Source organism: Neobacillus sp. OS1-2, assembly GCF_030915505.1.
GTDB lineage: Bacteria > Bacillota > Bacilli > Bacillales > Cytobacillaceae > Neobacillus.
In genome coordinates, this window is record NZ_CP133265.1 from 1,067,059 (window position 1) to 1,080,327 (window position 13,269).

A 13,269-nucleotide genomic window follows, 5' to 3' on the forward strand; every position below is an offset into this window, starting at 1 on the left:
CCTACAGCAAATTTCAATTGTAAGTATTTGTAAGATACCTCATTTCACTAAACCTTACATTTTCTGACGATCGCGGAAGGCACGTTCAATTTCGCGCTTCGCCTCTTTTTGCTTCAAGGATTCACGCTTATCATAGTTTTTCTTACCCTTTGCCAAGCCGATTAAAACCTTACAAAAGCCATTTTTCAAATACAGCTTTACTGGAACAAGGGCATAACCTGCCTCTTTTGTTTCTCCAAGCAGCTTACTGATTTCTCGCTTATGAAGCAATAACTTACGTGTTCGCAATGGGTCATGATTAAAAATATTGCCCTGTTCATACGGACTGACATGCATCCCAAACAGAATCGCCTCGCCATTTTGAATCCGTGCATAGGCATCCTTAAGATTCACTTTACCGGCACGAATCGACTTGATTTCTGTCCCCTGCAAGACGATACCTGCTTCATACGTTTCTTCAATAAAATAATCATGGTAAGCCTTCTTGTTTTGTGCGACTACTTTTCCTGCACCTTTTGGCATAATTTTCACCTCAATCTATAGATTTTATTTTAGCAAAAAATATATGCTACTACAATTGAAAGAGAGCCTCCGAAGAAAGGCTCCCCCTAAATAATTATTTATTTTTACGCTTCGTGCTTTTCGACTTAGGCACGTTATCGTAAAATTTACGTTTCTTTTTCTTTTTGTTACCCTGGCCGCCGCCAGATTCGGAATTTTGTTTTCCATCTTGGCTGGATTTCCGGTTTTTATTTCGACCCTGACCACTGTCACCTTGCTGCTTATTGCGGCGCGGCTTATGTGTATCGCTGCCCGTTTTAAAAACCTTCGGAGTCTCAGACCGTTCCCTGCGAGGTGTTCCCTTCATGCCGACGATTTCAAAATCAATCGAGCGCTCGTCTTTATTGACTTTTACCACTCGAACGGTGATTTCATCACCAATTCGGAACACATTGCCGGTTCGCTCACCAATCATCGCCAGATGGCGCTCATCATAACGATAATAATCATCGGTCATATAGCTGACATGGACAAGGCCTTCAATGGTATTCGGCAGCTCGACAAACATCCCAAAGTTTGTCACAGAGCTGACAATGCCGTCATACTCAACACCAACCTTGTCCTCCATGTACTCCGCTTTCTTCAATTCATCGGTTTCACGTTCAGCATCAACGGAACGGCGCTCCATTTTTGAAGAATGCGCAGCAATCTCAGGTAGGCGCACATTCCATTTTTCCCTTGTCGTCTCATCAAGCTTGCCCTCAATTAGATAGGTCCGGATTAAGCGGTGGACAATCGTATCGGGATAACGGCGAATCGGCGAGGTAAAATGGGTATAGAATTCCGTTGATAACCCGAAATGTCCAAGGCTTTCCGGATCATATTTAGCCTGCTGCATCGAGCGGAGCATTACTTTCGATACTACCATTTCCTCAGGCTTTCCTTGAACCTCTTCAATGATTTCCTGAAGGGCCTTTGGATGGACATCATTGGCGGTTCCTTTCACAATATAACCGAAGTTAGTGATAAACTCGAAAAATCTCCTTAGCTTATCTTCCTTCGGATCCTCGTGAATTCGGTAAATAAACGGAACATCCATCCAGTGGAAATGTTCAGCAACTGTCTCATTGGCGGCAAGCATGAACTCTTCGATTAATTTCTCCGCTACCGAACGCTCGCGAAGAACCACATCTGTTGGCTTGCCCTCTTCGTCAACCAATACCTTTGATTCTTTAAAATCAAAGTCAATTGCCCCGCGCTTCATCCGTTTATTGCGGAGGATTGCGGCGAGTTCTTCCATCAATTCAAACATGGGGACAAGCGGTTCGTATCGCTTGCGGGTTTCTTCTTCTTTTTCAACAAGAATCAGATTGACAGCATGATACGTCATTCGCTCGGTTGTTTTAATCACGCTTTGAAAAATTTCATGGGAGACGACAGCGCCATCAGATGAAATTTCCATTTCACATGATAAAACAAGGCGATCCACCTTTGGATTTAACGAACAAATCCCGTTGGATAGACGGTGCGGAATCATTGGAATCACTCGGTCTACTAAATAAACACTTGTTGCCCGTTCCTCCGCCTCTAGGTCAATGGGCGTGCCTTCTTTTACATAATAGCTGACATCGGCAATATGGACGCCTAGCTTATAGTGACCGTTTTCAAGCTTCGTCACAGTTACCGCGTCATCAAGGTCTTTGGCATCCGCGCCGTCAATCGTGACAATCGTTTCGTTCCGTAAGTCACGGCGATTCGCTAATTCACTTTCGTCAATGGTCTCAGGTGTATCGTTCGCTTGCTTTAATACGTCTTCAGGGAAAGCCATCGGCAGTCCATGCTTATGTATGACAGAGAGAATATCCACGCCTGGGTCATTTTTATGGCCAAGAATCGTGATGACTTCCCCTTCGGCACTTTTTCGTCCCTCAGGATAGGTGACAAGCTTAACGACGACCTTATGCCCTTCAACCGCTCCTTTAGAAGCCGATTTTGGGATAAAAATGTCACTAGCAAATTTTTTATCATCGGGAATCACAAAGCCAAAGCTCTTACTTTCAACATATGTTCCGACAACTTGCTGAACGCCGCGTTCAATAATGCGGATAATCGTGCCTTCCCGGCGCTGGCCGGAAGTTTCAGATGAAACCCGTGCCAAAACGATGTCGCCATGCATGGCCGTATTGGTTTCGTTGGGCGGAATAAAAATATCATCCATTCCAGGCTCATCAGGGACGACAAAGGCAAAACCTTTCGCATGACCAATCAGCTTTCCGCGAATTAAGTTCATTTTTTGCGGCAGACCGTAACGGTTGCTGCGGGTGCGAACCACGAGACCCTTTTCTTCCATTTGAACGAGAGCCTTGACAAATTCTTTGAAGTCCCCTGAGTCCTGGATGCCAAATGCTGCTTCCAGCTCCTGAACCGTCAATGGTTTGTATGCCTCTTCCCTCATATATTGCAAAAGCCTATCAATGTGCTTTTGAATGTTGTCTTCCAAACAAATCCCTCCTTAGGGTGTTCTAGTAATCGTGCCAGTCCAGCTTTTCTAAAAAGGCATATATGTCCTCGTGCAACTGATCCCGCTCCCTATCAAGCGTGATCACGTGCCCGGATTGTTCATACCATTTAATTTCCTTTTTGACTGACTCTATTGTTTCATAAATAATGTTGGCACTTTCGGTATTAATCATCTTGTCGTGACGCGCCTGAACGACAAATGTCGGAGCATAAATCATATCGACATTTTCACGAACGTCCGCGATTAATTGCTGTAGTGCTTTTAATGTTTTCATCGGTGTCTTTTTGAACTGATTCATTTCCATTTCGATTTGCTCGTCTGTTTTTCCTTCATATTTCTTAAATTCACGGGCATAATCAAGAATTCCTTGATACATTACATCCTCACTTTTTATATACATCGGTGCGCACATCGGCACAATGGCTTTTATAGGTACAGTGTAACCCAATTTAAGGGAAAAAACACCGCCAAGCGAGAGTCCGGCAACAGCAATTTCTTCGTGACCTTTATTTTTTAAAAAATGGTAGCCATTTATGACGTCCTGCCACCAGTCTTCAGGGCCTGTGTGGACAAGTTCTTCCGGAGGTACTCCATGTCCTTTGTAGTGTGGGGCATGGCAGGTATACCCTTTTTTTTCGAGGTAGCGTCCGAGCATCCGGACATCTGCAGAATTTCCGGTAAAACCGTGGAGCAAGAGAACGGCTCGTTTGCCCCCTTCAAAAGTAAATGGCTTTGGTGTCGTGACTTTCATGTAAAAACTCCTTTTGTTTCGATTCACTTCTATTAGTTTAAGCAATGTGTGGTTGAACATGCTAGAAAAAAGGCTTAGGACAGCAAAAAAACTGTCAAGAAAACCGATTTTTTCGGTTTTCTCGACAGTCTAAACCCCCTTACATTGTTTACTTAATAAATGATGTAAGGAGTCTTCTTTATGAACAAAAAATTTAGATTATCAGCCTAATCAGTATTTTAATTTGATTTTTTTTCTAGTTTTTTAATTTCTAGATAAATACAATAGATAAATATTAAGAAAAGTAACACGGGAAAGATAATAAAGACGGAATTATATTTTACAGAACTGTCGGCGTGTAAACCATATAAGTAAATAGACATCCAAGACCCACAACAGAGTGAAATAATACCTACTAAGAAATTCATACTTTTTTCCTCCTTTTTACGAATAATATTAATTTATATTTCATAATATTCATCGTGAAACCAATAAATGGGAAAACCGGGGGAGATATTATGAAAATATTTTTAAAATGCCTGTTAGGTGTAATTGTATTATTAGCTATTCCCTTTAGTAAAGGCTTGGTATCAGCTGAAGAAATAAATAATAGTCAAATCACAAATACTAGTGACCAAATTTCTGGTCCAGAATCTCCTGGGACAGATATTATAGGAATAGGGGCACCTTATATAGAAGCTCTCGAGTATGATCTATCAGAATCTCCAAATAATATTATTTTAGACGAAAATAATGTTCTGTTTTTTGAAACACAAGGAGATTTCGAATCATATCAAAATGCGTTAAATCATGATAATACCATATTTTTTAGAACACCAAGCGAATATGAAGCGTATCAAAATACAATAGATCCTATACAAAATAACGCAGATTATGGTTACCAGACAATCCCAACTTTAGTATCTTCGACAAGAGAGACAAATCATTGGGTGGGGTATCACAGTGGAACCCCTGCATGGACACCGGCCTCCAGTTATACTTTGACCAAAGGGAAAACATATTCAACTTCTGGGTCTTACAAGTATAAAGATATTACTGTTCAACTCGGTTTCAGTTATATAACTAATATTTCTACAACTATACCTGCTGACAGCAAGAGACTAAGTAGATTAGGTATATGGGGTGATTATACTTTTTCAAAGTATAAATACACTGAATATTTTAGAGGTGTACCTACAGGTAAAGCCCCGACTTACGCTGTAATTGCAACAAGACATTCATACGTTATTAAACCAGCTTATAGATGAAATAAAAAATATATTTACTAAAAATACTTTCTACAAGAAATTGTTAATACCTCTATACTAGATTGTTTTTTAACAAATTTTTGGTAGTAAAATAAATTTTGATGGGTAAAGTCACAAAAAGGGATGAACCACATTACTCAGGTTCCTCCCTTTTTCAAGTATTCTAGGAATTAATCAAACGTTGATTAAAGGAAAAAGGTGATATTTACACTTTCCCATTTACTTATCTAATATATGTTTTATGAATGTGACTATATACAAAAACTTCACATCTGTGAATTGCAGGAATTTCAATTTCATTTTTTCATTATTCGTTTTCAGCAGTACCACATCAAATAAACTATCCTTCTAAACAACAGCAAAAAACCCGACGCTTTGGCCGGGTTTTGACTAAACTACTATTAGATTTTAAAGTAAGTAACTGCAAGAGCAAGGATAAAGAATAATACTGATAAAACAATCGTGATCCGATGTAGAATCAAGTCTATTCCTCGTGCTTTTTGCTTACCGAAAAGGGTTTCCGCTCCACCTGAAATGGCACCGGATAGACCAGCGCTCTTACCGGATTGAAGTAATACAACCGCAATAAGACCAATACTTACGATTACTAATAATGTTACGACAAATGCATGCATGAAGGCCACCTCCTGTTAGACGAACATATCACAGTATATTAAATTTACCACACTATTTAACTTTAAACAATAGAGTTTTGTGACAGGTTATGGAATAACGGCATGGGCCTAAAAAGGCACCCAACAACAGCTGTCGGGCGCCATAGAAATTATTTGCTTAAGTTATAAAAAGATTTAAGACCATTGTATTGTGAAGTTTCACCTAATTGGTCTTCGATACGAAGCAATTGGTTGTATTTCGCTACGCGGTCTGTACGTGATGGCGCACCAGTTTTGATTTGACCAGCGTTTGTTGCAACAGCGATATCAGCGATTGTGTTATCTTCTGTTTCACCAGAACGGTGGGAAATAACTGCAGTGTAGCCAGCGCGTTTTGCCATTTCGATTGCATCAAATGTTTCAGTTAATGTACCGATTTGATTTACTTTGATTAGGATGGAGTTGCCAATTCCTTTTTCGATACCCTCAGCAAGCTTCTTCGTGTTGGTAACAAATAAATCATCACCCACTAATTGAACTTTTTTGCCAAGACGCTCTGTTAAAAGCTTGTGGCCTTCCCAGTCGTTTTCGTCTAAGCCGTCTTCGATCGAGATGATTGGGTATTTATTCGCTAGTTCTTCGTACCAATCAACCATTTCAGCAGATGTTTTTACAACACCTTCGCCTGCAAGATGGTATTTGCCGTCTTCTTTGTTGTAGAACTCAGAAGATGCTGCATCCATTGCTAAGAATACTTCTTCACCAGGCTTGTAGCCGGCTTTTTCAATTGCTTCCACAATCGTTTGAAGAGCTTCTTCGTTTGAACCTAAGTTTGGTGCAAAGCCGCCTTCGTCACCAACAGCCGTGTTAAGGCCTTTGCCTTTAAGAACTGTTTTTAATGTATGGAAAATTTCAGCACCCATACGAAGCGCTTCTTTAAAGCTTGGCGCACCTACAGGCATGATCATGAATTCTTGAATATCTACGTTGTTGTCCGCATGCTCGCCGCCATTAACGATGTTCATCATTGGCACTGGAAGCTGCTTAGAATTGAAACCACCAAGGTATTGGTATAAAGGAATATCTAGGTAGTTTGCTGCTGCATGAGCAACTGCCATCGACACACCAAGGATAGCGTTAGCGCCTAGTTTACCTTTGTTATCTGTTCCATCAAGCTCGATTAACGCTTGGTCAACAGCTACTTGGTCAAGAACGCTGTATTCTTCGCCAACAAGATGCGGAGCGATAATTTCATTTACATTGTCAACTGCTTTAAGAACACCTTTGCCAAGGTAACGTCCTTTGTCACCGTCGCGAAGCTCAACTGCTTCGTATTCACCAGTTGACGCACCGCTTGGAACTAATGCACGTCCGAAAGCACCTGATTCTGTAAATACTTCTACCTCTACGGTTGGGTTACCGCGGGAGTCTAATACTTCACGAGCGTATACATCTGCAATAAATGGCATTTAAATCTCTCCTTAGAAATTATTTAATTAATGTTTTTCCAGTCATTTCGGCTGGTTGCTGAAGCTTTAATAAATCTAGCATAGTTGGGGCTAAATCACCAAGAATTCCGCCTTCACGTAATTCCACACCTTGTTTCGTAACAATAACCGGTACAGGATTCGTTGTGTGTGCAGTCATTGGTTCACCTTCAAGGGTAATGACTTCGTCGGCATTTCCGTGATCTGCCGTAATAATGGCTGATCCGCCTTTTTCAAGGATTAGGTCAACGATTTTTCCTAAACATTCATCCACGGTTTCAATCGCCTTAATCGTTGGCTCAAGCTTACCTGAATGTCCAACCATATCAGGGTTTGCAAAATTTAAGATAATGGCATCCACTTTATCATTCTGTATTTCATTCATCAATGCTTCCGTTACTTCATACGCACTCATTTCCGGTTGAAGATCGTAAGTAGCAACCTTTGGTGAGTTGATTAAAATCCGCTCCTCGCCAGGAAACTTCGCCTCACGACCACCGCTCATAAAGAAGGTAACATGTGGATATTTCTCTGTTTCAGCGATTCTAAGCTGCTTTAAATTATTTTGTGACAATACTTCACCCAACGTGTTGTCCAAATTAGTTGGTTTGAAGGCAACATAGCCATCTACGGACTCGCTGAAATGGGTTAAACAAACAAAGTATAGATCCTTTGGATGTTTTGGCCCGCGGTCAAAGTCACGGAAATCTGCGTTCGTAAAGGTATTGGAAATCTGAATAGCTCTGTCCGGACGGAAATTATAAAAAATAACGGCGTCGTTATCTTGAATCGTTGCGACCGGCTGCCCATCTTCTTTTGTAATCACAGATGGAATCACGAATTCGTCAAAAATTCCATGCTGGTAAGAATCCTCTACTACTTCCAATGGATTAGTGTACGAAGGACCTTCACCATACACCATCGAACGGTATGATTTTTCCACACGCTCCCAACGCTTATCCCGATCCATCGAGTAATAACGACCCGAGACTGTTGCGAATTCGCCTACTCCGTATTCTTTCATTTTATCCAGTGTTTGCTGAATGTATTTTGCTGCTGTTTTCGGACCGACATCACGTCCATCAAGGAAAGCATGCACATATACTTTTTCCACGCCTTCTTCCTTCGCAAGCTTTAAAAGCGCAAACATGTGTTGAATATGGCTATGAACCCCGCCGTCAGATAGTAATCCAAACAAGTGAAGCGCAGTCCCGTTCTTTTTCACATGCTCCATGGCCCCTGTAAAGGTTTCATTTTTTTCAAATTCACCTTCACGAATGGCGATATTTACGCGAGTTAAGCTTTGGTACACGATCCGCCCGGCTCCGATGTTCAAGTGTCCAACCTCAGAGTTTCCCATTTGGCCTTCAGGAAGACCCACTGCTTCACCAGAAGCAGTTAAATGGGAATGTGGAAAGTTGCTCCAGAAACGGTCAAAGTTAGGCTTTTTCGATTGGGCAACTGCATTTCCTTTTGTTTCGCCTCTGCATCCAAAACCATCAAGGATGATGAGGGCAACAGGAGATTTACTCATACTGACCTGCCTCCAGTAGCTTTAAAAAGGATTGTGCTTCAAGGCTTGCTCCGCCCACTAATGCACCATCAATATCCGGTTGTGCCATGTATTCTTTAATATTTTCCGGTTTCACACTGCCGCCGTATTGAATTCTTACGGCATCTGCCACATCTTGTGAAAAGGCTTGCGCAACCACCTGGCGGATATGGGCGCAAACATCATTTGCATCTTTAGATGTTGATGATTTGCCAGTACCGATGGCCCAGATTGGTTCATAAGCAATGATTGTTTGTTTTACTTGTTCTTCGGTTAATCCAGCTAATGCTTTGGCCACTTGATCGCCAACTAATTGATTGGTTTCGCCATTTTCGCGCTGTTCTAACGTTTCTCCGCAGCAAACGATTGGTGTTAGGTTGTAGTTAAATGCCGCAAGTGCCTTTTTGTTAACAGATTCATCTGTTTCATTAAACATTTCGCGTCGTTCTGAGTGTCCGATAATGACATATTGAACGCCGAGATCAGCCAAGGCTTTAGGGCTGATTTCTCCTGTAAACGCTCCTGATTCTTCAAAGTGCATATTTTGAGCACCGATTTTTACATTGCTGCCTTGTGTTGTTTCCACAAGGGTTTGTAAAAATAATGCCGGTGCGCAAATGACAGATTCCATTTTTTCAGTAGCTGGAACAAGATTTTTTACTTCTTCTGCAAAGCTTTTGGCTTCCGCTAATGTTTTGTTCATTTTCCAGTTACCTGCAATGATTGGTTTACGCATGGGTGGCACATCCTTTCTTGAAAAGTGTAATTTGTTCATATCTTGAAAACTTTGTTCATAACGAGTAAATATTTGTCTATAAAGATTATTTATCGTTCAATGCCACGACACCAGGAAGTGCTTTACCTTCGATGAACTCAAGGGAAGCGCCGCCGCCTGTTGAAATATGGCTCATTTTTTCGGCTAGGCCAAATTTTTCAGCAGCTGCTGCTGAGTCGCCGCCGCCAATGACTGAATATGTACCCTCTGCTTCGGCAAGCGCCTCCGCAACAGCCTTGGTGCCACCGGCAAATTTGTCAATTTCAAATACGCCCATTGGTCCATTCCAGATAACCAATTTTGACTTTTGAATGACATCACGGTAGATTTCTGCTGTTTTTGGCCCGATATCAAGAGCTTCCCAATCTGCAGGAATTTCTTCAATTGCTACTACTTTAGAGTTTGCATCTGCTGAGAAATCATCCGCAACAATTGCATCTACCGGCATGTAGAAATTAACTCCTTTAGCCTTTGCTTTTTCCATAAAGGATTTCGCAAGATCCATCTTATCGGCTTCAAGCAGAGATTTTCCAATTTCGTGGCCCTGTGCTTTAACAAATGTATAAGCTAATCCGCCGCCAATAATTAAATTGTCGACAAGTTCTAACAGATTTTCAATGACACCAATCTTGTCCTTTACCTTCGCACCACCGATGATCGCTGTAAAAGGACGTTCTGGATTGGAAAGAGCCTTTCCAAGTACATCCAATTCTTTTTCCATTAAAAAGCCGGAAACAGCGGGAAGGTAATGTGCAACGCCTTCTGTTGAGGCATGGGCGCGGTGTGCTGCACCAAATGCGTCGTTTACATACACATCAGCAAGCTCTGCAAATGCTTTAGCAAGTTCAGGATCATTCTTTTCTTCACCAGGGTAGAAACGAACGTTTTCAAGCAGGAGTACATCGCCCTCATCCATGGAGCCGATGACGGCTTTAACGGAATCTCCGTATGCTTCATCCACTTTTTTCACGTCTTTGCCAAGAAGCTCAGCCAGTCTAACACCAACTGGAGTTAAGCGCATTTCTTCAACCACTTTTCCTTTTGGACGGCCGAAATGGCTTGCTAAAATGACCTTTGCGCCTTGCTCGATTAAATACTGAATCGTTGGCAATGCGGCACGAATCCGTGTTTCATCGGTAATTTTCCCATCCTGCATCGGGACGTTAAAATCCACCCGGCAAAATACGCGTTTCCCTTTTACATCGATATCTTTAAGTGTTTTCTTGTTCATGTAAAGGACCTCCTTAAAGTATTGGCTGCTGAAAATGACAGTAAAAAAGGGAGGGGGGCACCAACTCCCCGCTCCCCTTTGGAAAACCTTACGCTTTAAAAATAATTTTTATAGCCCTTTTGAAGCGATGTAATCAACAAGGTCTACTACGCGGTTTGAGTAACCAACTTCGTTGTCATACCAAGAAAGTACTTTTACCATGTTGCCTTCAAGAACCATTGTTGATAATGCATCAATAGTAGAAGAAGCAGTGCTGCCATTATAGTCTGTAGAAACCAATGGAAGCTCGCTGTAAGCTAAAATTCCTTTTAATGGACCTTCAGCAGCTGTTCTTAATGCAGCATTTACTTCTTCAGCTGTTACCTCTTTATCTAATTCCATTACTAAGTCTACAATTGAAACGTTTGGAGTTGGAACACGCATTGCCATACCGTTCAATTTACCCTTAAGTTCTGGTAATACTAGTGAAACTGCTTTTGCAGCACCAGTTGAAGTAGGAATCATGTTTTCAGCTGCTGCACGTGCACGACGGTAGTCCTTGTGTGGCAAGTCAAGGATTTGTTGGTCATTTGTGTAAGAGTGAATTGTTGTCATCATACCGCGCTTAATTCCGAATGTATCATTTAAAACTTTTGCAAACGGTGCTAAGCAGTTTGTTGTACAAGAAGCGTTTGATAGTACGTGGTGGTTGTTTGCATCGTATTTGTCTTCGTTAACACCCATAACGATTGTAATATCTTCGTTATTTGCTGGTGCAGAGATAATAACCTTTTTAGCACCTGCTTCAAGGTGTTTCGCTGCATCTTCACGTTTTGTGAAACGGCCAGTTGATTCAACAACTACATCAACACCAAGGTCGCCCCAGCCAAGTTGTGCAGGATCGCGTTCAGCGATAACTTTTACTTTGTGTCCGCCGACAACTAGGTATTCGCCGTCAACTGTTACGTCTTCTGCAAGTGTTCCGTGAACTGTGTCATATTTTAAAAGATGTGCAAGCATGTTTGCATCTGTTAAATCGTTAATTGCTACGATTTCCACATTGCTATTGTTTAATGCCGCACGAAATACGTTACGACCAATACGTCCAAATCCATTAATTCCAACTTTTACTGCCATGATAAAATTCCTCCTTTTATTGGGTAAAGATATATTTTTTTAAAAAGGATTTACCCTTTCAATAACCGTTTTGCCACACCTTCATCTGTTATTAAAATAGTTGATGCCGGTGCTTTTTTCAGATATGCCTTAATTGCCTTTGCCTTCGATGCCCCGCCTGCCACAGCAATGACATTCGGGATATGAGCAAGGTCTTCAAGTTGCAGTCCAATGGTTAAAACCTTATGGACAATCTCACCTTGTTCATTGAAATAATAGCCAAAAGCTTCGCCGACTGCTTTCCCGATTTCTAGCTTTTGCTTAAGTTTCGGGTTGGATTTCCGCCGCTCGGCCATTGTGATAGCATCCCCAATTCCATGGATAACCATGCTTGCGGATTGAATCAAGGTCAAGACTTCGTGAATATCGGGTTCTTTGATGAATGATTCGTAAATTTCGGAACTGACCTGATCCGGAACGTATAAAACACGATGCTTTGAATCTGTGTTTTTTGCCATATTCGAGCAAATCGTATTCGCTTGATTGGCCACATCCTCGCCAACCCCGCCGCGTGCCGGAACGAAAAGAAGCTCTTTGTTTTGATGATTGGTTGTTAATCTCTCAGCAACAGCAGCCATGGTTGATCCGCCAGTAACAGCGATGATATTTTTCCCGCCTAAAAGCTTTTTCATGCAAAGCGCACAAGCCCTGCCTAATTCGCCTTTGACCAGTGGTGACTCATCACTATCTCCAGGTACAATGATGACTTTCTTAATGCCGAGCTGATGCTTTAATTCCAACTCCATTACATCAATACCCTTTAACTCACGCATCAAACCATCTAAATCCTCGAGTAAATTTTTCCCTTCAGAGGTTAAACTCATTCCCACATTATTTGCGTAAATAAGATCTTGCTCCTTGAGGAAGTCTACTTCACTACGAAGAATCCTTTCGGTGAAGCCAAGACTTACGGCTAGGCTTCTTCTTCCCACCGGCTGCATTAAGCCAATGTGCCTTAGAATGGTATATCGCTTTTGCAGCACTTGCAGGAGATCGGGTAGTAATCTTTTTTGAATATCGATAAATGACTGCATGAATGGCATGCTCCTTTATTCTATGTAGTTGGTCCGAAAATGTCCACCGTAGACATATTATGTCCCACCTACACTAAAAAAAATCACCCCTTGTACGTTTTTAATTGTAACAGGAGTGAAACCCTATTTCAACACATTTGACTCAGTTTTTTTCTTGTAAACGGTTACTAATGGCAAATTTATCAACAAAGCCAAATCCAACCTCTTCCCCGTCAAGAAGGACTACCGGAATCATCAATCCGTAACGCTCGGTTAATTCATCGCTCGTTTCGATATCGATTTCTTCGAGCCTAAAATTCCATTCCTGTTTCAGCTCATCTAAGGTAGCTTTCGCTTTGTCACATAATGGGCAGCGATTCCGTGTATATAAAGTGATCGTCGTTTGTGTCATCGTTAAATTC

General features: G+C 41.5%; 12 protein-coding genes. 1 reads left to right on the plus strand and 11 read right to left on the minus strand.

Annotated elements, in window-relative coordinates; all coding sequences use genetic code 11:
• Window positions 1-54: 54 nt before the first annotated feature.
• The 3 genes from smpB to RCG19_RS05555 all read right to left on the minus strand — a co-directional run bounded on the left by smpB (window position 55) and on the right by RCG19_RS05555 (window position 3,773).
• A complete protein-coding gene (gene smpB / locus RCG19_RS05545; protein WP_308109982.1) occupies window positions 55-522 on the minus strand; it encodes an SsrA-binding protein SmpB in 468 nt (155 codons plus the stop codon).
• A gap of 94 nt (window positions 523-616) precedes the next feature.
• A complete protein-coding gene (gene rnr / locus RCG19_RS05550) occupies window positions 617-3,001 on the minus strand; it encodes a ribonuclease R (protein ID WP_308109983.1) in 2,385 nt (794 codons plus the stop codon).
• A 22-nt stretch (window positions 3,002-3,023) separates the two neighbouring features.
• The gene (locus RCG19_RS05555) at window positions 3,024-3,773 is read right to left on the minus strand and encodes an alpha/beta hydrolase (RefSeq protein ID WP_308109984.1); all 750 of its coding nucleotides are present in this window, start codon (window positions 3,771-3,773) and stop codon (window positions 3,024-3,026) included.
• 497 nt (window positions 3,774-4,270) lie between these two features.
• On the opposite strand from RCG19_RS05555, the gene RCG19_RS05560 reads away from it, so the two are divergent.
• On the plus strand, window positions 4,271-5,020 hold the full coding sequence (locus RCG19_RS05560) for a hypothetical protein (protein WP_308109985.1): 750 nt from the start codon (window positions 4,271-4,273) through the stop codon (window positions 5,018-5,020).
• A gap of 401 nt (window positions 5,021-5,421) precedes the next feature.
• Here RCG19_RS05560 and secG read toward each other — a convergent pair whose 3' ends face one another.
• The 8 genes from secG to RCG19_RS05600 form a co-directional block, all read right to left on the minus strand.
• On the minus strand, window positions 5,422-5,655 hold the full coding sequence (gene secG, locus RCG19_RS05565; RefSeq protein ID WP_166239591.1) for a preprotein translocase subunit SecG: 234 nt from the start codon (window positions 5,653-5,655) through the stop codon (window positions 5,422-5,424).
• A 149-nt stretch (window positions 5,656-5,804) separates the two neighbouring features.
• Window positions 5,805-7,103 (minus strand): phosphopyruvate hydratase, encoded by a 1,299-nt coding sequence (gene eno / locus RCG19_RS05570; protein ID WP_166239596.1) that lies wholly within the window; start codon window positions 7,101-7,103, stop codon window positions 5,805-5,807.
• 19 nt (window positions 7,104-7,122) lie between these two features.
• Window positions 7,123-8,655 (minus strand): 2,3-bisphosphoglycerate-independent phosphoglycerate mutase, encoded by a 1,533-nt coding sequence (gpmI, locus tag RCG19_RS05575; protein ID WP_166239598.1) that lies wholly within the window; start codon window positions 8,653-8,655, stop codon window positions 7,123-7,125.
• Window positions 8,648-9,409: a triose-phosphate isomerase gene (tpiA, locus tag RCG19_RS05580; protein ID WP_308109986.1), complete on the minus strand. Its 762-nt coding sequence runs from the start codon at window positions 9,407-9,409 to the stop codon at window positions 8,648-8,650. Before tpiA ends, gpmI begins: the two co-directional genes overlap by 8 nt.
• 85 nt (window positions 9,410-9,494) lie before the next feature.
• Window positions 9,495-10,679 (minus strand): phosphoglycerate kinase, encoded by a 1,185-nt coding sequence (gene pgk, locus RCG19_RS05585; RefSeq protein WP_308109987.1) that lies wholly within the window; start codon window positions 10,677-10,679, stop codon window positions 9,495-9,497.
• 108 nt (window positions 10,680-10,787) lie between these two features.
• Window positions 10,788-11,795 carry a type I glyceraldehyde-3-phosphate dehydrogenase gene (gene gap / locus RCG19_RS05590; protein WP_166239604.1) on the minus strand — a complete coding sequence of 336 codons (1,008 nt, stop codon included), beginning with the start codon at window positions 11,793-11,795 and terminating at the stop codon, window positions 10,788-10,790.
• A gap of 50 nt (window positions 11,796-11,845) precedes the next feature.
• Window positions 11,846-12,868: a sugar-binding transcriptional regulator gene (locus tag RCG19_RS05595; protein WP_308109988.1), complete on the minus strand. Its 1,023-nt coding sequence runs from the start codon at window positions 12,866-12,868 to the stop codon at window positions 11,846-11,848.
• Window positions 12,869-13,010: 142 nt separating this feature from the next.
• Window positions 13,011-13,259: a glutaredoxin family protein gene (locus RCG19_RS05600; protein ID WP_308109989.1), complete on the minus strand. Its 249-nt coding sequence runs from the start codon at window positions 13,257-13,259 to the stop codon at window positions 13,011-13,013.
• Window positions 13,260-13,269 lie beyond the last annotated feature (10 nt).